Genomic DNA, 23,148 nt, shown 5'->3' with positions numbered 1-23,148 from the left:
CCGGGCCGTGCCTCAGTCGCCCGCCCGCGACAGCGTGGGCGCCGTGGGCGCCGTGGGCGCCGCGGCGGCCCGCCGGTTCGCCGAGGCGCGCACGGCGGTGAGCTGGAGCAGCAGGCCGAGCAGCGCCGCGCCCGCCGCCCACAGCGGCAGCACCGAACCGTTCCAGCCGAGCGAGAAGGCCACCCCGCCCAGGCCGGAGCCGACGGCGCTGCCGAGGTAGAGGGCGGACTCGTTCAGGGCGACGGCGACCGGGCCGCCCTTGTCGCCGCGCGCTTCCAGCAGGTCGTTCTGCTGCGGCACCTGCAGGGCCCAGCCCACGGCTCCCCAGACGGCGATCGGGGCCAGGGCGACGAGCGGGTGGATCGACGCCGTGACGCGGAAGGCGACGAGCGCCAGGACCAGCAGCACCAGGATCCCCACGACCAGGGTGTACGGGCGGCGTACGCGGTCCACCAGGGAGCCGATCAGGACACTGCCCACGACACCCCCGATGCCCCACGCCCACAGGTAGGGGGTGATGCTCTCCACGCCGCCCATGGCGTCGGTCGCCATCACCGGGGCGAAGTACGTGTACAGGCCGAGGCTCGCCACGGCGGCGAAGAAGGAGACGCCGACGATCGAGGCGACCCGGGGGTCCGTCAGCACCTGGGCGCGCTGGCGCAGCGAGACCGAGGTGGCGGCGGGCAGGGCGGGCAGCCGCAGGACCAGTCCGGCGAAGGACACCAGGCCGATGGCGGTCACCAGCCACAGCGTGGAACGCCAGCCCGCGTGCTCGGCGATGAAGACGCCGGCGGGCACGCCGAGGACCGTGCCGGAGCTCATGCCCCCCATGATCACGGCGAGCGCGCGCCCGCGCCGCTCCTTGTCGACGAGCGAGGCCGCCGCCGCGGCGGCGAGCGCCAGGTAGAGGCCGGCGCCCACTCCGGCGAAGGCGCGGGTGACGAGCAGGACGGGGAGCGAGGCGGAGAGCGCGCTGCCCGCGTTGGCGACCGCGAAGACCGCCAGGGAGCCGAGGAGCCCGACCCGTACCCGGGACGCGGAGAGGAAGGTGGCGAAGATCGGGGAGGCGATGGCGTAGGCGAGGGTGAAGGTCGTGACCATCTGCCCCGTGGCCGAGACGGACGAGTCGAAGTCCTCCGCGATGACGGGGAGCAGACCGGCGGTCACATAGGCGTCCAGGCCGAGCGCGAAGGCGCCGATGCCGAGGAGGTAGACGAGTTTCACTGGGATCCCAATGTTCGATGATCGCGGTTCATTAGTACATCATGGGGGGATGTGCCGCGAAGGCAAGCCGGGGGAGGGAAAACCAGCCGATCCGTACGCGGTCGGCTGTGCGATTCTTGAGGGGTGCGCCGTTACGTCCACCCGGACCCTGCCGACATCCGCCTGCCGGAAGTACTCTTCGCGCTGAGCGACGCCACCCGGCTGGGCATCGCGGTGCAGCTCTCCGACGGCGGTGAGCGCACCGCGGGCGAGCTGGGCGGCGACATCGCCAAGTCGACGATGACCCATCACCTGAAGATCCTCCGCGAGGCCGGTGTCCTGTACGTCCGCTCCGAGGGCACTCGCTGCTACAACTCGCTGCGCCTGGGCGACCTGGAGGGCCGGTTCCCCGGACTCCTCGACCAGGTCCTGGGCTTCGCCGTGAAGTGCGGGTACACCTCGGCCGGCGCCCGCCGGTAGCCGGACCCGCCCCATGGGGACGGCCGTCGGCCCGCCCCGGGCGGACGGCGGGCGCCGGCCGGCACCCGCCGCCGCGCCGCTCAGAGGTCCACGGAGATGTCGTACGCGCGGAGCCAGGAGTCGAGGCCGAGGGCCATCTCCAGGCCGGACCGCTCGTACTGGGCGCTCATGGCGCTGACCGGGCGCTCCAGCAGGCTGGTGACCGCGGCCCGGTCGAGCAGCGGCAGGACGGGCGAGGAGGGGTCGGCGAGCACCGCGGACAGCGACCGGCGCAGCCCGAGTTCGTACGCCGGGTCCTGCGTGGTCGGGTAGGGGCTCTTGACGCGCCCAACGATGGAGTCGGGCAGAAGGTCCTTGGTGGCGGCCCGCAGCAGGCTCTTCTCCCGGCCGTCGAAGGACTTCATCTCCCACGGCACGTTGAAGACGTAGTCGACCAGGCGGTGGTCGCAGAAGGGCACGCGCACCTCCAGGCCGACGGCCATGCTCATCCGGTCCTTGCGGTCGAGCAGGGTCTGGACGAAGCGCGTGAGATTGACGTAACTCATCTCCCGCATGCGGCGGTCGGTCCCGCCCTCGCCCGTCAGTACCGGGGTCTCGGAGACCGCCTGGGCGTAGCTGTCGCGCAGGAACTCCGGCATGCCCAGCTTCTGGATCAGCCCCGGGTCGAAGAGCGACTTCCCGTCGAAGTACTTGCCGGTCGCGGAGGTGAGCCAGGGGAACGTCTGCGCCCGCACCGCCTCCTGGTCGAAGAACCAGCGGTACCCGCCGAAGACCTCGTCCGCCGACTCGCCCGAGAGCGCGACCGTCGAACGGGCACGGACGGCCTGGAACAGCCGGTAGAGCGAGGGCCACATGTCGCCCCAGTAGGCCGGCGGCAGGTCCAGGGCGCCCAGGACCTTGGCCCGCAGCTCCGGGTCGGCCAGCTCCGCGCTGTCGATGACGACCTCGCTGTGCTCCGCGCCGATGTGCTGGACCAGGTCGCGGACGAACGGCGCGTCGGAGGTTCCGCGCACCGGGTCGACCACGAACTCCGCCCCGTGGTCGGCGAAGTCCACGGAGAACGAGCGCACCGGGCCCTCGCCCCGGCCGGCCAGCTTCTGCGAGGCGAGGGCGGTGATCGCGGAGGAGTCCAGACCGCCGGAGAGCAGTGAGCACAGCGGTACATCCGCGACCGTCTGCCGCTCCACGATGTCCTCGAGCAGTCCGCGCACGGTCGCGATGGTCGTGTCCAGGTCGTCGGTGTGCTCCCGGGCCTCCAGGGACCAGTAGGTCCGCTTGGTCAGCCCCGAGCGGCCGATCCGCACCAGCTGGCCGGGCCGGACCTCGTACATCCCCGAGAAGACGCCCTGCTCCGGGGTCTTCACCATCTCCAGCACCTCGCGCAGGCCGTCGGCGCCGACCCGGCGGGGCACGGAGGGGTGTCCGAGGATCGCCTTCGGCTCGGAGCCGAACACGACGCCGTCCGCGGTGGGGAAGTAGTAGAGCGGCTTGACGCCCATCCGGTCGCGGATCAGCAGCAGGGTCTGCTCGCGAGGGTCCCAGAGGGCGAAGGCGTACATGCCGTTGAGCCGGCTCACCAGGTCCTCGCCCCACTCCAGGTACCCGCGCAGCACCACCTCGGTGTCGCTGCGGGTGCGGAAGCGGTGCCCCCGGGACTCCAGTTCGCGGCGGAGCTCCTGGAAGTTGTAGACCTCGCCGCTGTACGTCAGGCAGGCCAGCGTCCGGCCGTCCTCCTCGGCCGTCATCGGCTGGCGGCCGCCGTCGAGGTCGATGATCGAGAGCCTCCGGTGCCCCAGGGCCGCGTGCTCGTCGGCCCACATGCCCTCCGCGTCCGGGCCCCGGCAGGCCATCGTCCGGGTGATGGCCGAGAGGGTCCGCTGGTCCTGGCGGACGTCGCGAGCGAAGTCCACCCATCCGGCAATTCCGCACATGGCGGTCTCCTTGCGGTGTCTGAAAGGTCGTCAGGTCGTGGGGAGGTTCGTGGGGAAGGTTGTCGGAAAGGTCCCGGGGAAGGTCGTCGGAAAGGTCGCGGGGAAGGCCGTCGGAAACGTCGCGGGAAGGCCGTCGGAAAGGGAGGCGCCGGTGAGGAGCGCGAGGGCGGGGGCGGCGCGGGGGCACCCCCACCGCGTCGGCTCCCTCCCGCGCCGTGCGATCGCGCGCGCACCGGACGCCGCAGCCCCGCCCCTCCGGGCGGACGCCGGCACTCTCCGGACACTCCCTAGCCGAGGCGCTCCCAGTCGGCTTCCCGGAGGACGGTCCTGCCGTCGGGGAAGTAGGTGACCGGGCCGGTGGTCCGCACCTCGCGCTCCACGGTGTCGAGCAGGTGCTGGAGCCCGAGCGCGTCCGCCAGGCCGGGGAAGGGGATGCCGGGCCGCCGGCCCGAGACCACGAACGAGGTGACGTCGGCGGCCATCCTGCCCAGCTTGACGACCGTCCCGGCACCGGGCGGGACGGGCCGGTCGCCGGTGTTCAGCTCGTGGATCACCTCGTCGCCGTCGTCGGTACGCCGCCAGATCCGCAGCCGGTCGGCGTCCCAGGCGGGCGTGTCGTACACCGTGTTCGCGTACACCAGCCCGCCCTCCGGGGAGCGCAGGACGAAGTCCACCTCGCGCTTGCGCGTGATGCTGACGAAGCTGCTGTAGCCGGTGACCGTCCCGGAGGCGAGGCGGCCCGCCAGCGCGACGCTGTCCAGGACCTCGGGGCCCGAGACGGAGAAGTCGGAACGGGTGCCCAGGGCCGATTCGAGGGCGATCCGCTCGCCGTCGCCCGCGATCCACTGGACCAGGTCGAGCGGATGGACGACCTCGCTCGGGACGCCGCTGGTGGGGCGGTGGTCGTTGATCCGGTCCTTGCCCCAGGTGAAATGGGCCCTGACCAGTCGAAGACCGTTCCGCCGGATGTGATCCCGCAGGAAAACGGTGGCCTCCGAATAGCGCTCGACGAGATCGAGGCAGAATCCGGAGACCTTGGCGAGGGCCGACTCGACGGCCGTCGTATCGTCCCGGGAAGTGGTGAGAGGCTTCTCCGCGACGACGAAGCCCTCATAACCGGCCAGCTCCGAAAGCACAGCGGCATGGGCCTCGTCCGGGACGGTCACCACCACGACATCAGGGCCGAATCCGGCCAGGGCCCGGTGAACGGAATCGTAATAGGGGATGTCCGACCGGGGGCCGTTGCGTCCCACATGGGCGAACGCCATGGATTCCCCGGCCTTCTCCCCGGCGTTCTCGAACGCCGTGCGGAAGCGTGTGCCCGCGTAACCCAGTCCGACGATCAGAACTCTCATGCGTCACGTCCCTCTCAGGTCAAGGGTCAACAGATCCTCGCCGGTCGACCGGAAGCCAAGATTCCGATAGAGCCGCGCGCCGTCCCCGGTGGTCTGGAGGGCCACCGGCGAGGCGCCCTGGGCCCTCAGCCAGGCGAGCGTGTACGCCATCACCCGGGAACCCAGACCCTGCCGCCGCCGGGCCGGATCGACCACCACCGACTGCACCCAGCCGGCCCGCCCCTCCGGGCAGTGGGCCGTGGGGGCCCGGTCGTCGACGACCGCGATCGCGCAGGCGTCGAGGCGGGCCGGACCGCCGATGACCGCGACGTGCACCCGGTCGTCCCGGCGGGTCAGCACCCGGTCGAGCCACACCCGGTATCCGTGCCGCCAGGCGGCGTCCTCGGCCGGGTCGCGGGCCACGTACGCACCGTCGCCCGTGCTGAGCAGAAAGGCACGCAGCCGGACGAGCTCATCCTTGTCGGCGGCAGTCGCCGGCCGAGGCTGGAGATTTCGAAGCGCCATCACGTGAAGGACTGTAAGAGGGTTTCGGCAACAAGAGAAATGAGAGACGTGAATCATCTATGTACTTTGCACATGACTGGCTTCGGCGTCTTCGCTGCCTCGCTTTATGTGTGACCACCATAGGGCCGTTCAGGCTGGCATTTCTCTTCGGTCGAAGAGGGGGCTAGCTTTCCCCCGTCAGAGGGATGTGAACGTGTTTGACGGAGGATTCATGTTCAGCTATGTCGATTTCTTCTCCGCCGAAATAGAAGCGCTCAAGCGGCGGGGCGGCTACCGGACGTTCCTTGAGATCGAGCGCAGGGCCGGATCGTTCCCGGCGGCACTGAAACACGGTCCCGGCCCCGGGCGGCGCATCAGCGTCTGGTGCAGCAACGACTATCTGGGGATGGGCCAGCACCCACTGGTCCTCGACGCGATGAAGCGGGCCGTCGACGAGTCGGGGGCCGGCAGCGGCGGCTCGCGCAACATCTCGGGCAACAGTCACTACCACGTGAGCCTGGAGGAGGAACTGGCCGATCTGCACGGCACCGAGGCGGCCCTGATCTTCCCGTCCGGCTATGCGGCGAACGACGCCGCCCTGACCGTGCTGGCCGGGAGACTGCCCGGGTGCGTGGTCTTCTCCGACGAGCTCAACCACGCGTCGATGATCGCGGGCATCCGGCACAGCGGAGCCGAGAAGCACGTCTTCCGCCACAACGACGCCGACCATCTGGAGGAGTTGCTGGCGGGCACCGACCCCGCGCTGCCCAAACTCATCGCGCTGGAGAGCGTCTACTCGATGGAGAGCGATGTGGCGCCCCTGCGCCGTACCGCCGAACTCGCCGAGCAGTACGGCGCGTTCACCTACCTCGACGAGGTGCACGCGGTGGGCATGTACGGCCCGCGGGGCGCGGGCAAGGCCGCCGAACTGGGTCTGGAGGGCCGCTTCGACGTCGTCCAGGGCACCCTGGCGAAGGCGTTCGGCGCCGCGGGCGGCTATGTGGCGGGTCCCGCCCCGGTCATCGACGCGGTCCGCAGCTTCGCCTCCGCGTTCATCTTCACCACCTCGCTGCCGCCGGCCGTGGCGGCCGGCGCGCTCGCGGCCGTGCGTCACCTCAAGCGCTCCGACCGGGAACGCGCGCAGCTGCGGGCGAAGGCCGAGCTGCTCAAGGCACTGCTGGCCGAGCACGGCATCCCGGTGGTCTCGGACGAGGCGCACATCGTCCCGGTGCTCATCGGTGACGCCGCGGCCTGCCGGGCGGTCGCCGACGAACTGCTGGAGCGGCACGGCTGCTACGTCCAGCCCATCAACTCGCCCAGTGTGGCGCCCGGTTCGGAGCGGCTGCGGGTCACTCCCACTCCGCAGCACAGCGACAGCGAGGTGGTCGCCTTCGCCCGGGCGCTGGACGGCATCTGGGACCGGGCGGGACTGGCCCGCAGGCACGCGGAGCCGGTGGCCGGCTGACCCGGCGTACGGCCGGGGGCGCGCGGCGGGTCGGCCGGCGCCCCGCGGCACGGCCGCCGCGCCCCCGACACCCCTGCCGCGTCCCGCGGCACGGCCGCCGTGCCCCCCGGCGCGGCGGCCGTGCCGCCGGCCTCATCGGCGCGGTCCGCCGACGAGTCCGGAGCGGACGGGGACGGCGACCCGCCGGCCGGCCGCCGCGGACCTCGCCCGCTGCACCACCGAGGTGAAGCGGTCCACGAGCGGGTGCGCGCCCTGGACCGGCCGGATGAGCGAGATGGGGATGACGGGCGCGCCGCGCAGCGGCACGAACCGCACCGAGGGGTGGAGATTGCGGCGCAGGACGAGGTCCGGTACGACACTGATCCCGCGCCCCGCGGCGACCGACTCCAGGCACTCGTCGAAGTTGTCGCACCGCAGGGCCACGTGGGGCCGCTGTCCGCCGGGCCAGTCGTCGTCCCCCACCGATCCGCTCACCGAGTTGACGACGACCGGGTATTCGGCCAGTTCCGTCCACTCCACCCGTGAACGCGTCGCCAGCGGATGGCGGACGGGGGTCGCCACGACGTACTCCTCGGTGCCCAGCGGGGTGAGCCGCACGCCGTCGAGGGGCGGCCGCCCGCGCAGTATCGCCACGTCGGCCGCGCCCTGGTCGACCCCCGCGCACGGGTCGTCCCTGCGGCGCAGCTCCACGGGGACACCGGTCTCCTGCTCGAACCGGACGATGGCCTCCTGCACCCATCCGTCGGGCAGCAGCCAGCAGAATCCGAGCCGCAGGGCGGGCCGCCGGGCGCCGGGGAACAGCGCCTCCTCGACGCGCGGGAGCAGGGTCTGCAGCTGCTCCCGCAGCTGGATGCCCGCCGGACTCAGGGAGACCTGGCGGGTGGTGCGGTGGAAGAGCCGGACGCCCAGCTGCTCCTCCAGCTTGCGGATGGAGCGGGTGAGGGCCGGCTGGTTGCTCTCCAGCTGTGTCGCCGCGTGGGTGAAGCTGAGTGTGTCCGCCACCGCCAGGAAGGCGTGCAGCTGCCTGAAACTGACGTCTGAGATCCGCATGGGTGATCCTCGATTCCCTCAGGGCCGTGGGTCCGGGCCTCGTCGGTCAGGCAGCCGTGCGGTCGGCCGCCGCGGGCTGGGGGTCGGCGTACGTCACACTCGCCGAGAACCGGACCTGGTCGTCCTGCAGGGCCGTGACGGAGAGGCGGCGGGCGTCGCCGGCGGGCGCGTCGAGGGGGGCGGTGATGATCGCGCAGGGCGCGTCGAGCTCGACGTACCGGTAGAACGCGCACTCCAGGGCCAGGATTCTGGCGCGGCCCGGGCCATGGGAGAGGCGCGTGGCCTGGTGGGCCGCTTCGAGCAGCAGCATCCCGGGGACGTGGTCGACGGCGTGGTCGAACAGGACCGGGTGGCCGGTGTCCACCCGCAGCCGCCGGACGGAGCCGCACGCGTCGTAGGCACCCGGCGGCGACGGCGCCAGGACGACATCGGCGGCGCGGGCGCGGCCGGCGAGCCGGTGCGGGAGAGGCGTCGGCGCGGGCGGCGCTTCGGCCATGACGCGTGGCGCGTCGGCCTGTTCGCCGCGCAGCCGGCGGTAGACGGCCGGGGTCTGGATGGTGAAGCGGGTGTCGGCGGTGGCCACGCGCTGCCCGCCGCGGGTGATGACGAAGCGCATCGACAGGGCGGCGGGCCGTAAGCCCCGGTACGTGATGTCGTGGCACTCCACGTGCAGTTCGACGTCCCGGCCGAGCTCCTGTCCGGGGCGGGCGTGCGCCTCGATCCGGTACGAGAAGCGCTCCCAGATGAGCTGGTGGCCGACGGGTACGTCATAGGCCGCGTGGCACAGGAGCGGGAAGGTCTGGCGGACGGTCTCGCACAGCAGGAGCGGGTCGCACGCCTGGTCGACCAGGTAGAAGGCGTGGGTCTCGGGCCAGCTGGCGGTTATTCGGAAGGCGTCCGGGCCGGTCCGGTGCCATCGCGTCAGGTACACCTCGTCCGGGTCGGACTTGTGCACCTGGGACGGTGATACGGATCGGTCCTCGGTCCCAGGAGTCTCGGCTGCGGTGCGTGCGGGCGCGTGCATTGGTTTCCCCTCCCCTTTCGGCACTGCCGTGCCACGGTGTGGCACTTCGTTGCTTACTGCCCATAACATAGAGGGTGTTCTGTTTGTTGTCGAGGAAGCCCGGTGGCCCCGCATGGTGAGACGAATGCAAGAACGCGCAGTTCAGACGCGTAAAGCGATCCTTCGCGCAGCCGCCGAGGTGTTCGACGAGACCGGCTACGACGGAGCGGGGATCACCAAGATCCTGGCGCGGGCCGGTGTCACCCAGGGCGCGATGTACTTCCACTTCAAGTCCAAGGAGGAGCTCGCGCGGGCGGTCATGCTCGAACAGGCCTCCGACGTCCGGCTGCCGGAGAGCCCCGACGGCCTGCGGCAGCTCGTGGACGTGACCCTCGCCCTGGCGAAGGAGCTCCAGTCCAATGTGCTGCTGCGGGCCGGCGTGCGGCTCGCGGTGGATCCCAGCGGGCCCGCCCACCACGACGACTCCATCTACGGATGGTGGGCCGAGCGGTTCAGGGAGGAGCTGGTGGCGGCCCGCGAGAAGGGCGAGGTGCGCGCGGACCTCGACACGGAGGAGTTCGCCCAGACGCTCGTGGGGGCGTACACGGGGACGCAGATACTGTCCCAGATCGCCTCCGGCCGTAAGGACCTCCCGCGCCGGATCGTCTCCCTCTGGCGCTACCTGCTGCCCGGCATCGCCACCGCCGAGGGGCTGGAGCGGGTCGCCCTCCTCGACGAGTCCTACCCCTCGTGGGCGTGAGCGCGCGCCGGGTCGTCGTCACCGGAGTCACGGGATTCATCGGGGGGCGGGTGGCGGCGGCGCTGGCGGCGCGGCGCGAGGGCGCCGGAGTGGAACTCAGGGCCGTCGGGCGCGGCACCCCGCCGGCCTGGTGGACCGAGGCGGGCGGAACCTGGACCTGGGCGGACCTCTCCGCCCCGCACAGCCTGCGGGACGTGTGCCGGCGCGCCGACGTCCTGCTCCACCTGGCCGCCAAGGTCGCCGGCGACGAGGAGAGCTGCGCCGCGGTGAACGTGGCGGGGACCGCGGCCCTCATGGCGGACGCGGGGCGCCACGGGGTCGGCCGGATCGTCCACCTCTCCACGGCGGCGGTCTACGGCAAGGGGCCGCACAGCGGCACCACCGTGGAGACGACGGAGACCGCCCCGGTCTCCCCGGCGAGCAGGACCCGGCTGGCGGGGGAGCGGTTCGCCCTGGACGCGGGCGCCACCGTGCTGCGCCCCGGGCTGGTGCTGGGCGCGGGGGACCGCTGGGTCGTCCCGGCGCTGGCCGAGCTGGTGGAGCGGGTGCCCGGCCACTGGGCCGGCGGCGACGCGCGCCTGTCGATGGTGGGCGTGGAGGACCTGGCGCGGCTGATCGCGACGCTCGCGCTCTCGTCCCGTCCGGCACCGGCCGGGGTCCACCACGCGAGCCATCCGGAGCCGGTGCGCGTCGGGGACCTGCTGGACCGCCTGGCCGCCCTGGGCGTGCTTCCGGCCGTGCCCGGCCGCCGGCCGGCGTGGGAGGAGTGCCTCGCGCTGCTGGCGGCGACCCCGGGCAGGGTGAGTGAGCGCCAGTTCTCGCTGCTGGCCCAGGACCACTGGTACCGCGGCGACGACATCTGGCACCGCTCGGACTGCCCGCCGGGCCCCGGCGTGGAGGCCGGGCTCGCCGCGTCGGCGGACTGGTACCGGGACCATCTGGCGAGTCTCCGGTGAGGGACCGCCGCCCGGGAGCCGGGTCCAGGCCGGGTGCGCGGAAGGGGCCCGGCTCCCCCTGACAGCAGGGGAGCCGGGCCCGTTCCGGCGGGTGACGGGGGCGGACGTCCCCGGTCCGCCGCCCGTCGGTGTTCGCGGGGGGCGTCCCCCGGTCAGTCATCCGTCGGTGTTCGCGGGGGGCGTCCCCCGGTCCGCCGGTGCCGACTACTCGATGACGAGTTCCACCGCGATGTTGCCGCGGGTCGCCTTCGAGTAGGGGCAGTACGCGTGGGTCTTCTCCAGCAGGTCGCGGCCCGCCTCGCCCTGGAGGTGGTCCGGCAGCTCGACGCGCATCACGACCGCGAGGCCGAAGCCGCCGTCGGTGTCCTTGCCGATGCTCACCTCGGCGGTGACCGACGCGTCCTTGACGTCGATCTTCTCCTGGCGGCCGATGGCGCCCATCGCGCTGGCGAAACAGGCGGCGTAGCCGGCGGCGAAGAGCTGCTCGGGGTTGGTCCCCTGGCCGTTTCCGCCCATGGCCTTCGGGAAGCCGAGCGGAAGGTCGATCTGGCCGTCGGAGCTGACGGCGCGGCCTTCGCGGCCGTTGGCGGTGGCGACGGCGGTGTACAGGGCGTCCATGGGGTTCCTGTCCTCTCGGTGCGGTGTGATGACTTATTAGTAACGCACAATTGAGTTGTGCGCAACTGAATGGTGCTCGCGGTAACCTGGACGCATGGACACGCTCGACACCATGCGGGACGAGGACTTCCTCCGCCTCGACAACCAGATCTGCTTCTCGCTGCACGCGGCCACCCGCGCCTTCAACGGCGTCTACCGCACCGCGCTGAAGGACCTGGGCCTCACCTACCCGCAGTACCTGGTGATGCTGGTGCTGTGGGAGCGGGGCGAGCTGCCCGTCAAGCGCATCGGTGAGCATCTGCGGCTCGACTCCGGCACGCTGTCTCCCCTGCTCAAGCGGCTGGAGGCGGCCGGATACGTGGAGCGGCGGCGCAGCCAGGACGACGAGCGGTCCGTCACCGTCCGGCCCACCCCCGCCGGTCGCGACCTGCGGGAGCGGGCGCGCGCCGTGCCCCGGCGCATCGCCACCGCCACCGGGCTCTCGCTGGACGAGGTCCGGGAACTGCGCACCCGGCTCGACGCCCTGACCGCCGCCCTCGACCTGGCCGACCCCGGCACGCCGGACTGCGCCGTCGAGCCCGGCGACGGGAGCGCCTAGGTGTCCTGATCGTCGGGCGACGCCCGCACGATCCCCCGGACGACTCCCAGCCCGACCAGGTCCTGCGGCCGCAGCCGCAACTGCTCCGCCGTGTGCGGGGCCTGGTCGGGCGCGCGCTTCAGGATGGCCGCCGCCAGCTCCGGGGCGATCACCGAGAAGTAGCTGTCCGGCGTCGCCCAGGTGTTGCCCGGCGCGGCCAGCGCCAGCGCACCGCCCGAGCCGCCCTCGCCGATCAGCAGCGTCGTCACCGGCACCCGCGCGCCCGCCACCGCGGCGAACGCCTCGGCGATGGCCGCTCCGGCGCCCGCCCGCTCGGCCTCGGCGTCATTGGCCGCGCCCGGGGTGTCCACCAGCGTCAGCACGGGGAGGCCGAGCCGGTCCGCGAGCCGGATCACCCGGGCGGCCGTGCGGTAGCCGGCGGGCCGCGTCGCGGTCCCGCACTGGGCGACGTACGCGACCGCCCGCCCCCCGCGCGTCCCCACGCCGCACAGCAGACCGGCGTCCGTACCGCCGCAGCGGTCACCGCCGAGCGGCATCCGGTCGGCGAAGTACGCGTCCAGGTACGCCTCGGCGCGCGCCCGCCCCGGGTCCCGCGCCCGGCGCACCGCCTCCCAGCCGCTCTCCGGCAGCGGCCCGGAGGACAGCGCGTGCGGCGGCGGCACGCGCTCCGGCGGTCCGGGGGCGCCCAGCACGCCCACCCAGTAGGTCAGTGCCGCCTTCAGCTCGCCGGGGCGGACGACCGCGTCGACATGGCCGGTCGCCAGCTGGCTCTCGGCGGTGTACGCGGCCGGGTCCGCGTCCGGCGGCCGTACCCGCGAGCCGGCGAAGCCCACCTGCGCCCCGGGGAGCGCCAGGATCACGTCGGCGCCCGCGCCGAGGGTCGCCCAGCCGCCGCCGGTGGTCGGGTCACGAAGCACGGCGATGTGCGCCACGCCCGCCTCCCGCAGGAGCACCGACTCCCGGGCCACCCGCTGGAGCTGGGTCAGGGCCACCATGCCCTCCTGCATCCGGCTGCCGCCCGTCGCGATCAGCGAGACCAGGGGGGTGCGGCGCTCGCGCGCCAGCCGGTAGGCGGCCTCCAGCCGGTCGCCCGTGCGCTCGCCCAGCGACCCGCCCAGGAAGCCGAACTCGAAGGCGAGCACCACGCACGGCCGGCCCGTCAGCGAGCCGACGCCGTACACCACCGACTCGTCCTCACCGGTACGGGCCGCCGCACGGGCGCGCGAGGCCCCGTACCCCTCCCACCCCAGCGGCCCGTCGGGCGCGCCGGAGCGGGCCGGCGGCTCGTGCGCCACGAAGTCGTCGGTGACCAGCGCGATCATCTCCCGGGCGCCCGGGCGGCCGCTCTCAGGCATGCAGGGACCGCTTCATGATCTTGCCCATGTCGTTGCGGGGCAGCTCGTCGAGGTAGCGGACCGTACGAGGCCGTTTGTGCGGGGCGAGCAGCGCCGCCACATGGTCGGCCAACTCCTTCTCGCCCGGCGGCCGCAGGCGGTCGGCCGGCACCACCCAGGCCACGATCCGCTCCCCCAGGTCGGGGTCGGGCTCCCCGGTCACCGCCGCCTCCCGGACGTCCGGATGCTCCAGCAGCGCGTTCTCGATCTCCCCGGCGCCGATCTTGTAACCGCCGCTCTTGATCAGGTCCGTCGCCTTGCGGCCCACGATCCGCACCGAACCGTCCGCGTCGCGCACCGCCATGTCGCCGGTGCGGAACCAGTCCCCGTCGAACGCGGCGGCGGTGGCGTCCGGGCGGTTCAGGTACGCGGTGAACAGGTTCGGGCCGCGCACCTGGATCTCGCCGACCGTCTCCCCGTCGTACGCCGCGATCGGCGAACCGTCCTCCTCGACCAGCCGCAGCTCCACGCCCCGCAGCGGCACGCCGACCGAGCCGGGGCGCGGCTCGGCGTCCGCCCGGACGCTGGTGTTCATCAGCGTCTCGGTCATCCCGTACCGCTCGATCACCCGGCGGCCGGTCGCCGCCGTGATCCGCTCGTGGTCGTGGACCGGCAGCGCCGCCGACCCGGACACCAGCAGCCGCGCGCCCGACAGCGCCTTCGCCAGCTCCCGGTCACCCTCCAGGGCCTCCGCCAGCCGGTGGTACATCGTCGGTACGCCGAAGAGCATGGTTCCGCCGCTCGCGAGCTCCCGGGCGACACCCTCGACGGTGAACCGGCCCAGGTGGCGCACCGACCCGCCCCGGCGCAGGGGGCCCAGGACGCCGAGGATCAGCCCGTGGACGTGGAACAGCGGCAGGCCGTGCACCAGCACGTCCTCCGCCGTCCAGGCCCAGGCGTCCTCCAGCGCGTCCAGTGTCGTGGCGACGGCCCGGCGCGGGAGCACGGCGCCCTTGGGCGGGCCGGTGGTTCCCGAGGTGTAGACGACGAAGGCCGGCGCGGCCGGGTCCGGTTCCGGGCGCGGCGCCTCCCGCGCGCCGGGGTCCTCGGGGGAGCGGACCGGGATGTCGACGCGGGGCAGCGCGGCCAGCGCGGCGGGCAGTTCGTCGTCGGGGGCGGCGAGCACCAGGGCCGGGGAGCTGTCGGTCACGATGTGCGTGAGCTCGCGCTCCCCGGTCTTCGGGTTGAGCGGTACGGCCGGGACCCCGGCGAGCAGTGCGGCGACCACGCCGACGGCGGTCTCCAGGGTCGGCGTGGCCCACACGGCGACCCGGGCCGCGCCGTCGAGCCGTTCGCCCAACGCCCCCGCCACGGAGCGCAGTTCGCCGTACGTCAGGGTGCGCTCGCCGAAGCGCAGCGCGGGGCGGTCCGATCCGGCGACCAGCGCCGGAAAGAGGGAACCCACTCGTCGTCCTCCTCGCATCGCCGCGCAGTGATGAGCGCTGCGCGGACTGTTCAGCCGCGGTCACGGGCCCCACCATTGTCCCCGTCGCCCGGCGGACGGGACGAGGCGGCTTCCGCGCGCGGCCGGGGGCGCACCGCCCGCCCGGCCGCCGGGAGGGTCAGGAACCGGGCCGGAGGGTGCGCATCCGCCCGTACGCGTACACGCACCCGGCCAGCGCGAGGTCGGACAGCAGCATGAAGGCGATCGAGTACGAGTCCTTCGCGCTGTAGATCGCGCCCATCACCAGGGGCGGCACGAAGCCGCCGAGTCCGCCCATGGCGCCGACGATGCCGGTCACGCTGCCCACCTGCGGCTGCGGCGTGACCTGGGAGACCAGGGCGAAGACGCTGCCGCTGGCGGTCCCGAGCCCGGCCGCCGTCGCCAGCAGGGCGATCGTGCCGACCGGGTCCAGCCCCGGATCGAACGCCTGGACGATCGCCAGCAGGGCCACCACGCCCAGCGCCGCGGCCGTCACCAGCGCAGGATGGGCCCGGTCCGACAGCCAGCCGCCGATCGGCCGGAAGACGACGGTCACGAGGGCGAACCCGGCCGCCTTGGTGCCCGCGTCGGTCGGTGACAGGTCGTACCAGGTCTTCAGGTACGTGGGGAGGTACACCCCGAACGCGACGATCCCGCCGAACCCGATCGCGTACAGCGCCGACAGTTCCCATGTCACCCGCAGCCGGGCGGCCTGCCCCAGCCGCGAGGCCGGCGACGCGGACGGCACGGACCGGCCGGGCCGGTCCCTGATCAGCAGCGCGGCCAGCACGGCGTACGCGGCCAGCGCGATCGCGACCACGACGAACGGCAGGTTCTCCCCATGCCGGGCGATACGGGGCGTGAAGTAGCCCGACAGCGCGACACCGCCCATGCCCATCCCGAACACGCCGAGCGCCAGGCCCCGCTTCGTGGCCGGGAACCACGAGTTGACCAGCGGGATGCCGATGGCGAACGTGGTGCCGCCGAGGCCGAGGAGGAAGCCGACCGCGAGCATCGCGCCGTACGAGTCCTTGGCCACGGTCAGCAGCAGTACGGGCACCACGGTGAGCGCCGACACCACGGGGAACATCAGCCGGGCGCCGTACCGGTCGGTGAGCGCGCCGACGGGGACGCGGCCCAGCGAACCCACGAGCACGGGCACGGCGACCAGCAGCGACTGCTGGAACGAGCTCAGGTCGAGGCGGTCCCGGTAGTAGCTGCCGAGCGGCGACACGAGGTTCCAGGCCCAGAAGGTGAGCGTGAAGCCGATCGTGGCGATGACCAGGTTGCGGTAAGCGGCGGCAGGCGTCTCCACGCCCCCAGTCAAGGCGCCCACCCGCCGCGCGGGCGCGCCGGAGTACGCCGGACGGCTTACCCGCGGCGGGCCGCGAGCGCGTCGGCCGCCGTCACGGAAACGGCAGGGGCGGCGCGACCTTCACGGCGTACAGGGCCACCAGCCCGCGGCCGCGCGGTACGTCGGGGCCCGTACGGTGGTGGAGAGGCGCGCCCCGGCGAAGCCCCTCGCCGCCGCCGCCACCAGCTGCTGCCGGCCGAGCGAGGCGACGCACACCCCGCCCACGAGCACCGCGCCCACGAGCACCCCGTCCACGAACACCGCCCGCGGCGCCGCCGTCGAGGGCGGCGCGGCCCCGGCCCGGCCCGCTCAGCGCGGCGACTCCCACGTCAGGGTCGTACCCCGGGCGCCGTCGTCGCGCAGGCCGTCGTCCGTGACGGTCAGCCGGACCCCGGGGCGGCCGTCCGCGAGGGTCACCGTCGCGTCCACCCCGACGGTGACCGCGGACAGGTCCGGGCGGCGGTGGGCCGCGGCCAGGGCGCCCCGCAGGGCCGACAGCAGCCGCCCGTCCACCGGGGCGCCGACCAGCGCGTCCACCGCGCCGGTGAAGTGCACCGACGGCCGGAGGCCGAGCGGCACCGCCGCGCCGCCCGTCTCGCGCAGCACCCGGCCGCGCAACGACGCGGGAGCCTCGGCGGGCGGCTGCTGGAGGGCGAAGATCGCCGTGCGGACCTCCTGGATCGTCGAGTCCAGCTCGTCCGTCGCCCGGTCCAGCAGAGCGGTCTCCTCCGACGGCCCGCCCGCCCGGCGGCGGGTGGACTCCAGCATCATCCCGGTGGCGAACAGCCGCTGGACCACCAGGTCGTGCAGGTCACGGGCGATCCGGTCGCGGTCCTCCAGCACCGCCAGCCGCTCCCGGTCGTGCTGGGCGTCCGCCAGGACCAGGGCCAGCGCGGCCTGCGAGGCGAACTGGGAGGCCAGCAGGCGGTCCACGGCCGTGTACGGACGCCCGCCGCGCCGCCGGGGCAGGGCGAGGGTGCCGATCAGTTTCCCCCCGCTCTGCAACGGCAGCATCATCGACGGCCCGAACCGGCTCCGGACGGGCGTCGTCATCCGTGGATCGGTCGCGGAGTCCTCGATGAACACCGGCTCCCCGCCGAGGAGTTGCACCAGGACGGGCGAGCCGGGGGCGATGGTCGTACCGATCAGGTCGCCCGGGTCGTGCGGGGCGGAGGCGGCGACGATCTCCATGCCGCCCTCGGCGGTCGGCTGGAGCACCACGCCCGCCGAGGCGCCGGCCAGCAGCCGGGCCCGCTCGGCCACGGTCTCCAGCGCGTCGGCCGCCGTCTCCCCGGTGAGCAGCGCCGTCGTCACCGCCGCAGCGCCCTCGATCCAGCGCTCGCGCTGCCGGGCCGTCTCGTAGAGCCGGGCGTTGCCGATCGCGATACCCGCCTGCGAGGCCAGGACCCGCAGCAGCGCGAGGTCGTCCTCGGTGAAGCTCCCGTCCCGCTTCTCGGTGAGGAACAGGCTGCCGAAGACCTCGGCGTCCACCCGCACGGGGACGCCGAGCAGGGAGCGCATCACCGGGTGGCCCTCGGGCACCCCGCAGGAGCGGGGATCGGCGGTCAGGTCGTCCAGCCGCAGCGCCCGCGCCTCCTGGACCAGCACGCCGACCAGCCCGGTGTGCCCGTCGGGCAGCCGCCCGATGCGCCGCCGCTCGGCGTCCGTCAGCCCCGCCGTGAACAGCTCGGTCACCCGGTCCCGGTCGGGGTCGACGACGCCGAGCGCCCCGAACCGCGCACCCGTGAGCTCGGTGGCCGACTCCACGAGGTGCTGGAGCGTGGCGCGCGGTTCGAGGTCGGTACCGACGTTCAGCACCGCTTCCAGCAGCATCGGCAGCCGGCCGGCCGGCTGTTCCCGGTCCATCAGCGGTCATCGCCGTGCGTCGGGGACATCCCGTGCGGGGCCGCTCACTCCGCCTCGGCGAGCGGATTCAGCACCAGGGGCTGGATGCGGCCCTCCAGCATCGTCCCCAGCCCGAGGACGGCACAGATGTCGGGCCGCTCCGCGATGTGCACCGGCATGCCGGTCGCGTCGCGCAGCATCTGGTCGAAGCCGGGCAGCAGCGCGCTGCCGCCGACCATCATGATGCCCCGGTCGACCAGGTCGGCGACCAGGTCGGGCGGGCAGTCGCGCAGCACCTTGCCGATGCCGTCGAGGACGGCGGTCAGCGGGGTGTGGATCGCCTGGCGCACGGCGGCGGTGTCGACCTGCACCGACCGGGCGAGGCCCGTCGCGACGTCCCGGCCGTGGATCTCGGTGGAGGCCGGCCCCTGCGAGGTGAGGCCGTTGCCGTGCAGGGCGAGCTGGAGGGGGCGTACGGACTGGCTGGGCAGCATCAGTTCGTGCTGGTGGCGCAGGTACTGGATGACGGCGTGGTCGATGGCGTTGCCGCCGACCGGGATGCGCTCGGCGGTGACGATCGCGCCCAGCGAGAGCACCGCCACCTGGGTCGTCGCCGCCCCGCACACCATGATCATGGTGGCGGTGGGCTGCTCGACGGGAAGGCCGCAGCCCACGGCCGCCGCGATGAGCGTGTCGACCAGTTCGACGCGGCGGGCGCCGAGCCCGATCATCGTCTCGATGGTGGCGCGCTGGGCCAGCGGGTCGCTGCCGTGCGGGGTGCAGGCGGCGGCGCGCAGCAGCGGCTTGCGGCGCAGCTGGCGGCGGAGCTTCTCGCCCAGCAGATGACGCAGCATCCGCTGGGCCATCTCGATGTCGACGACGGTGCCGCCGGACACGGGGCGTACGACACGGATGTAGTCGGGTGTGCGGCCGGTCATCTTCTCCGCGAACTCGCCCACGGCGATGAGCGCCCCGGTGCGGATGTTGACGGCGGCGACGCTGGGTTCGTCGACGACGAGCCCGACTCCCTTGACGAAGACCCGGGTCCTGGCGGCCCCCAGATCGACGGCGACATGGCAGCGGCGCAACTGATCAAGACTGACGGTCACGGTGCGGATCCTCCCGAGGCGGGTACGTCCTCGCATCGTGCGGTCGACCGGCGGGGTGCGCGCGCTGGGATGCGCCGGTCGGGGGGTACGGAACTGACGGACCGCCAGAACGGCCTAGCGCCTTCCCTCCGGACCGGGCCGGCACGATCCGTACGGGAGGCTCAGCGGGAGCGTCCGTACGGGTTGTCCGGCGAAGCGCGCGGGGCCGGTACGAGTCGCTGGAGCAGCCCCCAGGTGAACTCCGCGACACACGGCTCCTCGTCCCGGGGGGAGAGGGCGAGCGCCCACCGCGCCGGCGCGCCGCCCTCCAGCGGACGGGCCGGGAACGCCCGGGCCACCTCGTCGACGGTGCAGCTCCAGGGCCGCAGGTCGGCCACCGCGCGCAGCTCGGGTCCGGCCGCCCCCGGTGCTCTGACCAGCCACTCGTTCCACACCGCGCCGCCCGGCCCGGCGAGTGCCTCGAAGCGCAGGCCGGGCCAGAGGGGGACCGGCCACAGCAGCGCGTCGCACTCCAGGTCACCGATCGTCCGGCGGGTCCTGGACTCGGGCTCGCCGAGCACGGAGCGCAGGCGGGCGAGGGTGCCGCGCCCCCGGGGCGAGCGGACCATCGCCTGCCAGCGCCGGTTCGCCTCCCGCATGTCGGAGACCGAGGCGCCCAGCACCCGGCGGGCGTCCTCGACCAGGCCCGGCTGGTGGTCGGCCATCCTGCGCAGCAGGACGAGCTGGAACTCGAGCGGGCCGAACGGGGGCGCGGCGGCGTTCATGGGGACATCCTGCCCGTTACGGATGAACCGAGCGGGCGCGCCGGGCATAAGTGCTTTCCACACAGAACCCTCACAGGGACGCCTACCTCCGCCGGGCCGCCCCCGCATAACCTGCGGGCGCCATGGATTACTGCCACCAGTGTCAGCGGCACCTCAATGGAGCCCTGGCCTGTGCCGGCTGCGGTACTCCCATCGAGGAGCTCCGGCACGACGACCCCCAGACATCCGCGGCGGGCCACGTCTACGAGCTGGAGCTGGACGAGGAACTCCCGTCGACGGGCCATCGCCGCGCGCGGGCGCAGCAGGGCGGCCGGGCCCGCAGGTCCGGAGCCCGCCGGGCGCGCAAGCGCACCGGCCGCAAGGTGCTGATCGGGGTGTTCGGGCTGGTCCTGGCGGCCGGTGCGCTGAGCCTGGCCGAGCTGGCGATCGAGCACCCAGGCGAAGAAGGCGCGGCCACCGCCGTACGGCAGGACGGGACGCTCGAACTGGACTCGGCGCCCGAGCCGTCGGGCGGCACCGTCCGGCCGGACGGTCCGGGTCCGGTCGAGGAGTCCGCCTCGGGGGGCTCCGGGTCGGCCGATCCGTCGGCGGACGCCGGCGAGGGCGACGGCAGCGGTGAGGGAGAGGGCGAGGCCGAGGGGCCGGCGTCCGCCTCCGGCCCGCCGGGTGCCTCCGCCTCCGCGTCCCCGGGGCAGCCGGGCACCGGCCCGTCGTCGTCCGCGCCGGCGCCCGACGAGCCCGCGCCGGACAACCCCGGCGAACCCGGGCCCACCGGTGATACGGACGACCCCGCGCCCACCGATCCCGGCCCGCAGCCGCCCCAGCCCCCGCCCCCCGCCCAGACCCAGCCCCCGGCCCCGTCGCCGAGCGAGACCTGCGACTGGTTCCTGTGGTGGTGCGTGTAGGGCCTTCCGTCCGGATCGGCCCGGCGAGATCCGGACGAGACACCCCCTGGGAGCAGGGGGGCCGGGCCTCGCGCGGACCCGGCCGCCCGATCCGGAGGGACGGCGCCGGTCCTCGGCGGGAGGATCGCGGCACGCCGCCGCGTGCGGAACGGCTCCCGCCCCGCCGGACCTGACCCCGCCGGCCCCTCACCCGGCCGGCGCGTGAGGCCCGGCACCCGGACTCCGGCGCCGCGGTCTGCGAGCCGCCCGGCGACCCCGCCCCCCAAACCGGTGACCCCCGTGGCGCGCCCTTCGAACCCCCGCGCCCTCAGCGACTAAAGCCCCTGCCCCTGCCCCGGGCGCGCCCCGTCGCCCAGCATCCGGCGCAGCAGGTCCCGCAGTGCCGCCCGCTCCTCGTCCGACAGGCCGGCCAGCGGTTCGCGGGCGAACTCCAGGCCCTCCCGCAGCCGGCGTGCGGTGCCGCGGCCCTCCTCCGTCGCCGCGGCCAGCTTCACCCGGCGGTCGGCCGGGTCCGGGCGGCGTTCCACCAGGCCCCGCGCCTCCAGCCGGTCGACTATGCCCGTCACGTTCGACGGCTCGCAGCGCAGTGAGCGCGCGATGCCGCGCATGGGCAGCGGCTCCAGTGCGAGCAGCCCGAGGACCCGCGCCTGCGCGCCGGTCAGCGAGTGCCGCGCGGCGGCCTGCTCGTACTCCTCGTGGTACCTGGCCACGACCGTTCCGATGAGCTCCACGACTTCGAGGGTGAGCGGATCTGTGTGTCTGCTGGCCATACACGCCAGGATACCCATTTACTTGACAACCTGAAATATCGAGGAGCATGGTTGTTTCAGTACATGAAGCTTTTCTTGGAGGCACAGCACCATGCCCGCTCTTCCCGCGTCCAGCCGTGAATGGCACCTCGTCGCCCGCCCGCACGGCTGGCCCCGGCCCGAGGACTTCGCCCTGCGCGAGGTGCCGGTGACCGAGCCGGGCGAGGGCCGGATCCTCGTCCGCAACCTGCATTTCTCGGTCGACCCCTACATGCGCGGCCGGATGAACGACGTGAAGTCCTACATCCCGCCGTTCCAGCTGGACCGCCCGATGGACGGCGGCGCGGTCGGCGAGGTCATCGCCTCCGGCGCCGAGGGCTTCGCCGTCGGCGACCACGTCCTGCACGGTCTGGGCTGGCGCGAGTACGCCGATGTGGACGCCCGGCAGGCCACCAAGGTCGACGCCTCCCTCGCCCCGCTGACCGCCTACCTCGGCGTGCTCGGCATGACGGGCCTCACCGCCTACGCCGGCCTCTTCGAGGTCGCCTCCTTCAAGGAGGGCGACGCCGTCTTCGTCTCCGGCGCGGCCGGCGCCGTCGGCAGCCAGGTCGGCCAGATGGCCCGGCTCAAGGGCGCCTCCCGCGTCATCGGCTCGGCCGGCTCCGACGAGAAGGTCAAGCTCCTCGTCGAGGAGTACGGCTTCGACGCCGCGTTCAACTACAAGAACGGCCCGGTCAAGGAGCAGCTGGCGGAGGCGGCCCCCGACGGCATCGACGTCTACTTCGACAACGTCGGCGGCGACCACCTCGAAGCCGCGATCGCCTCCTTCAACGTGCACGGCCGCGCCACCATCTGCGGCATGATCGCCGGCTACAACGACACCGAGCCCACCCCCGGCCCGCGGAACATGGCGATGCTCATCGGCAAGCGCCTGCGCCTCCAGGGCATCCTGGTCCGCGACCACGCCGACCTCCAGCCCCGGTTCGTCCGCGAGGTCGCCGGCTGGCTGAACTCCGGCGAGCTCAAGTACAACGAGACGGTCGTCGAGGGCGTGGAGAACGGCGTCGAGGCGTTCCTCGGTGTGCTGCGCGGTGACAACACCGGAAAGATGATCGTTTCGCTGACGCGCTAGGCTCGGCTCCAGTCCGTCGCGATCGTGGGCGCGAGTCGCGGCGAATCACAGGAGGAAGCCTTTACATGTCCATACTGCAGTCCGACGTCCTGTACACCGCCGTCGCCACCGCCGAGAACGGGCGTGACGGCCGTGTCGCCACCGACGACGGCAAGCTCGACGTGGTCGTGAACCCGCCCAAGGAGATGGGCGGCTCCGGCGCCGGCACCAACCCCGAGCAGCTCTTCGCCGCCGGGTACAGCGCCTGCTTCCAGGGCGCCCTCGGCGTCGTGGCACGCCAGGAGAACGCCGACGTCTCGGGCGCGACGGTCACCGCCGAGGTAGGCATCGGCAAGAACGACGACGGCTTCGGCATCATCGTCAAGATCTCCGCGAACATCCCGAACGTGGACGCCGCCACCGCCAGGGAGCTCATCGAGAAGGCCCACCAGGTCTGCCCGTACTCCAAGGCGACCCGCGGCAACATCACGGTCGACCTGGCCGTCTGACCGGACGTCCGACCGGGCGGCCCACGCCGCAGCCCGGACACCGAGGGCCGCACCCCCACCGGGGCGCGGCCCTCGGCCGTGTC

At 73.5% G+C, this 23,148-nt stretch carries 23 protein-coding genes; 8 read left to right on the top strand and 15 right to left on the bottom strand.

Translation table 11 applies throughout. The features are described 5' to 3' along the window. Nucleotides 1–12: 12 nt before the first annotated feature. Complete coding sequence (locus tag PUR26_RS13045; protein ID WP_329872277.1) at nucleotides 13–1,224, bottom strand: MFS transporter; 1,212 nt, start codon at nucleotides 1,222–1,224, stop codon at nucleotides 13–15. A 123-nt stretch (nucleotides 1,225–1,347) separates the two neighbouring features. On the opposite strand from PUR26_RS13045, the gene PUR26_RS13040 reads away from it, so the two are divergent. Further along, the gene (locus PUR26_RS13040) at nucleotides 1,348–1,683 is read left to right on the top strand and encodes an ArsR/SmtB family transcription factor (protein WP_329872275.1); all 336 of its coding nucleotides are present in this window, start codon (nucleotides 1,348–1,350) and stop codon (nucleotides 1,681–1,683) included. An 80-nt stretch (nucleotides 1,684–1,763) separates the two neighbouring features. Here the strand turns inward: PUR26_RS13040 and asnB are convergent, their stop codons facing one another. From asnB to PUR26_RS13025, 3 genes are all read right to left on the bottom strand, one after another. After that, nucleotides 1,764–3,614 (bottom strand): asparagine synthase (glutamine-hydrolyzing), encoded by a 1,851-nt coding sequence (asnB, locus tag PUR26_RS13035; RefSeq protein WP_329872273.1) that lies wholly within the window; start codon nucleotides 3,612–3,614, stop codon nucleotides 1,764–1,766. 287 nt (nucleotides 3,615–3,901) lie between these two features. Further along, complete coding sequence (locus tag PUR26_RS13030; RefSeq protein WP_329872271.1) at nucleotides 3,902–4,969, bottom strand: Gfo/Idh/MocA family oxidoreductase; 1,068 nt, start codon at nucleotides 4,967–4,969, stop codon at nucleotides 3,902–3,904. Between the two features lie 3 nt (nucleotides 4,970–4,972). After that, a complete protein-coding gene (locus PUR26_RS13025) occupies nucleotides 4,973–5,473 on the bottom strand; it encodes a GNAT family N-acetyltransferase (protein ID WP_329872269.1) in 501 nt (166 codons plus the stop codon). Between the two features lie 211 nt (nucleotides 5,474–5,684). On the opposite strand from PUR26_RS13025, the gene hemA reads away from it, so the two are divergent. Continuing rightward, on the top strand, nucleotides 5,685–6,917 hold the full coding sequence (gene hemA, locus PUR26_RS13020; RefSeq protein ID WP_329872267.1) for a 5-aminolevulinate synthase: 1,233 nt from the start codon (nucleotides 5,685–5,687) through the stop codon (nucleotides 6,915–6,917). Between the two features lie 132 nt (nucleotides 6,918–7,049). On the opposite strand, the gene PUR26_RS13015 is transcribed toward hemA, so the two are convergent. After that, entirely contained in the window at nucleotides 7,050–7,967 is a 918-nt protein-coding gene (locus tag PUR26_RS13015; protein ID WP_329872266.1) for a LysR family transcriptional regulator, read from the bottom strand. 46 nt (nucleotides 7,968–8,013) lie between these two features. After that, nucleotides 8,014–8,991, bottom strand: a complete 978-nt coding sequence (locus PUR26_RS13010) for a ScbA/BarX family gamma-butyrolactone biosynthesis protein (RefSeq protein WP_329872264.1) — start codon at nucleotides 8,989–8,991, stop codon at nucleotides 8,014–8,016. Between the two features lie 112 nt (nucleotides 8,992–9,103). Here PUR26_RS13010 and PUR26_RS13005 point away from each other — a divergent pair, with 112 nt between their 5' ends. Together PUR26_RS13005 and PUR26_RS13000 are read left to right on the top strand one after the other, a co-directional pair. Continuing rightward, a complete protein-coding gene (locus PUR26_RS13005; protein WP_329872263.1) occupies nucleotides 9,104–9,730 on the top strand; it encodes a ScbR family autoregulator-binding transcription factor in 627 nt (208 codons plus the stop codon). Then, the gene (locus PUR26_RS13000; protein ID WP_329872261.1) at nucleotides 9,727–10,686 is read left to right on the top strand and encodes an NAD-dependent epimerase/dehydratase family protein; all 960 of its coding nucleotides are present in this window, start codon (nucleotides 9,727–9,729) and stop codon (nucleotides 10,684–10,686) included. Before PUR26_RS13005 ends, PUR26_RS13000 begins: the two co-directional genes overlap by 4 nt. Before the next feature lie 204 nt (nucleotides 10,687–10,890). Here PUR26_RS13000 and PUR26_RS12995 read toward each other — a convergent pair whose 3' ends face one another. Continuing rightward, on the bottom strand, nucleotides 10,891–11,304 hold the full coding sequence (locus PUR26_RS12995) for an organic hydroperoxide resistance protein (protein ID WP_329872259.1): 414 nt from the start codon (nucleotides 11,302–11,304) through the stop codon (nucleotides 10,891–10,893). A gap of 94 nt (nucleotides 11,305–11,398) precedes the next feature. Between PUR26_RS12995 and PUR26_RS12990 the strand changes: the two genes are divergently transcribed. After that, the gene (locus tag PUR26_RS12990; RefSeq protein WP_329872258.1) at nucleotides 11,399–11,902 is read left to right on the top strand and encodes a MarR family winged helix-turn-helix transcriptional regulator; all 504 of its coding nucleotides are present in this window, start codon (nucleotides 11,399–11,401) and stop codon (nucleotides 11,900–11,902) included. Here PUR26_RS12990 and PUR26_RS12985 read toward each other — a convergent pair. The 7 genes from PUR26_RS12985 to PUR26_RS12955 all read right to left on the bottom strand — a co-directional run bounded on the left by PUR26_RS12985 (nucleotide 11,899) and on the right by PUR26_RS12955 (nucleotide 19,791). Then, nucleotides 11,899–13,257, bottom strand: coding sequence for a carboxyl transferase domain-containing protein (locus PUR26_RS12985; RefSeq protein ID WP_329872256.1), 1,359 nt, complete (start codon nucleotides 13,255–13,257; stop codon nucleotides 11,899–11,901). The genes PUR26_RS12990 and PUR26_RS12985 overlap by 4 nt on opposite strands. After that, nucleotides 13,250–14,701, bottom strand: coding sequence for an acyl-CoA synthetase (locus PUR26_RS12980; RefSeq protein ID WP_329872254.1), 1,452 nt, complete (start codon nucleotides 14,699–14,701; stop codon nucleotides 13,250–13,252). Before PUR26_RS12980 ends, PUR26_RS12985 begins: the two co-directional genes overlap by 8 nt. Nucleotides 14,702–14,858: 157 nt before the next feature. Further along, nucleotides 14,859–16,034 (bottom strand): MFS transporter, encoded by a 1,176-nt coding sequence (locus PUR26_RS12975; RefSeq protein ID WP_329872253.1) that lies wholly within the window; start codon nucleotides 16,032–16,034, stop codon nucleotides 14,859–14,861. A 120-nt stretch (nucleotides 16,035–16,154) separates the two neighbouring features. Next, entirely contained in the window at nucleotides 16,155–16,328 is a 174-nt protein-coding gene (locus PUR26_RS12970; protein WP_329872251.1) for a hypothetical protein, read from the bottom strand. A gap of 54 nt (nucleotides 16,329–16,382) precedes the next feature. Further along, nucleotides 16,383–17,939, bottom strand: coding sequence for a sensor histidine kinase (locus PUR26_RS12965; RefSeq protein ID WP_329872249.1), 1,557 nt, complete (start codon nucleotides 17,937–17,939; stop codon nucleotides 16,383–16,385). Nucleotides 17,940–17,983: 44 nt separating this feature from the next. Next, nucleotides 17,984–19,027: a rod shape-determining protein gene (locus PUR26_RS12960; RefSeq protein WP_329872248.1), complete on the bottom strand. Its 1,044-nt coding sequence runs from the start codon at nucleotides 19,025–19,027 to the stop codon at nucleotides 17,984–17,986. Between the two features lie 161 nt (nucleotides 19,028–19,188). After that, nucleotides 19,189–19,791, bottom strand: a complete 603-nt coding sequence (locus tag PUR26_RS12955) for a hypothetical protein (RefSeq protein ID WP_329872246.1) — start codon at nucleotides 19,789–19,791, stop codon at nucleotides 19,189–19,191. 122 nt (nucleotides 19,792–19,913) lie between these two features. Here PUR26_RS12955 and PUR26_RS12950 point away from each other — a divergent pair, with 122 nt between their 5' ends. Continuing rightward, on the top strand, nucleotides 19,914–20,696 hold the full coding sequence (locus tag PUR26_RS12950) for an SCO2400 family protein (RefSeq protein WP_329872244.1): 783 nt from the start codon (nucleotides 19,914–19,916) through the stop codon (nucleotides 20,694–20,696). Between the two features lie 314 nt (nucleotides 20,697–21,010). Here the strand turns inward: PUR26_RS12950 and PUR26_RS12945 are convergent, their stop codons facing one another. After that, a complete protein-coding gene (locus PUR26_RS12945; RefSeq protein ID WP_329872243.1) occupies nucleotides 21,011–21,466 on the bottom strand; it encodes a MarR family winged helix-turn-helix transcriptional regulator in 456 nt (151 codons plus the stop codon). 91 nt (nucleotides 21,467–21,557) lie between these two features. Here PUR26_RS12945 and PUR26_RS12940 point away from each other — a divergent pair, with 91 nt between their 5' ends. Together PUR26_RS12940 and PUR26_RS12935 are read left to right on the top strand one after the other, a co-directional pair. Continuing rightward, nucleotides 21,558–22,577 (top strand): NADP-dependent oxidoreductase, encoded by a 1,020-nt coding sequence (locus PUR26_RS12940; protein ID WP_329872242.1) that lies wholly within the window; start codon nucleotides 21,558–21,560, stop codon nucleotides 22,575–22,577. A gap of 65 nt (nucleotides 22,578–22,642) precedes the next feature. Further along, entirely contained in the window at nucleotides 22,643–23,065 is a 423-nt protein-coding gene (locus PUR26_RS12935) for an organic hydroperoxide resistance protein (protein WP_329872241.1), read from the top strand. Nucleotides 23,066–23,148 lie beyond the last annotated feature (83 nt).

The sequence above is a fragment of the Streptomyces sp. SP18CS02 genome, assembly GCF_036322365.1.
Lineage (GTDB): Bacteria > Actinomycetota > Actinomycetes > Streptomycetales > Streptomycetaceae > Streptomyces.
Note: the sequence above shows the minus strand (reverse complement) of the source record. Positions and strands in the feature narration are given on the sequence as shown.

What these genes read in the sequence shown, in the direction of transcription:
- asnB (WP_329872273.1), bottom strand. Translation starts at nt 3,614, where the DNA reads ATGTGCGGAATTGCCGGATGGGTGGACTTCGCTCGCGACGTCCGCCAG.
- PUR26_RS13030 (WP_329872271.1), bottom strand. Translation starts at nt 4,969, where the DNA reads ATGAGAGTTCTGATCGTCGGACTGGGTTACGCGGGCACACGCTTCCGC.
- PUR26_RS13025 (WP_329872269.1), bottom strand. Translation starts at nt 5,473, where the DNA reads ATGGCGCTTCGAAATCTCCAGCCTCGGCCGGCGACTGCCGCCGACAAG.
- hemA (WP_329872267.1), top strand. Translation starts at nt 5,685, where the DNA reads ATGTTCAGCTATGTCGATTTCTTCTCCGCCGAAATAGAAGCGCTCAAG.
- PUR26_RS13015 (WP_329872266.1), bottom strand. Translation starts at nt 7,967, where the DNA reads ATGCGGATCTCAGACGTCAGTTTCAGGCAGCTGCACGCCTTCCTGGCG.
- PUR26_RS13010 (WP_329872264.1), bottom strand. Translation starts at nt 8,991, where the DNA reads ATGCACGCGCCCGCACGCACCGCAGCCGAGACTCCTGGGACCGAGGAC.
- PUR26_RS13005 (WP_329872263.1), top strand. Translation starts at nt 9,104, where the DNA reads ATGGTGAGACGAATGCAAGAACGCGCAGTTCAGACGCGTAAAGCGATC.
- PUR26_RS12995 (WP_329872259.1), bottom strand. Translation starts at nt 11,304, where the DNA reads ATGGACGCCCTGTACACCGCCGTCGCCACCGCCAACGGCCGCGAAGGC.
- PUR26_RS12990 (WP_329872258.1), top strand. Translation starts at nt 11,399, where the DNA reads ATGGACACGCTCGACACCATGCGGGACGAGGACTTCCTCCGCCTCGAC.
- PUR26_RS12985 (WP_329872256.1), bottom strand. Translation starts at nt 13,257, where the DNA reads ATGCCTGAGAGCGGCCGCCCGGGCGCCCGGGAGATGATCGCGCTGGTC.
- PUR26_RS12965 (WP_329872249.1), bottom strand. Translation starts at nt 17,939, where the DNA reads ATGGACCGGGAACAGCCGGCCGGCCGGCTGCCGATGCTGCTGGAAGCG.
- PUR26_RS12955 (WP_329872246.1), bottom strand. Translation starts at nt 19,791, where the DNA reads ATGAACGCCGCCGCGCCCCCGTTCGGCCCGCTCGAGTTCCAGCTCGTC.
- PUR26_RS12950 (WP_329872244.1), top strand. Translation starts at nt 19,914, where the DNA reads ATGGATTACTGCCACCAGTGTCAGCGGCACCTCAATGGAGCCCTGGCC.
- PUR26_RS12945 (WP_329872243.1), bottom strand. Translation starts at nt 21,466, where the DNA reads ATGGCCAGCAGACACACAGATCCGCTCACCCTCGAAGTCGTGGAGCTC.
- PUR26_RS12940 (WP_329872242.1), top strand. Translation starts at nt 21,558, where the DNA reads ATGCCCGCTCTTCCCGCGTCCAGCCGTGAATGGCACCTCGTCGCCCGC.
- PUR26_RS12935 (WP_329872241.1), top strand. Translation starts at nt 22,643, where the DNA reads ATGTCCATACTGCAGTCCGACGTCCTGTACACCGCCGTCGCCACCGCC.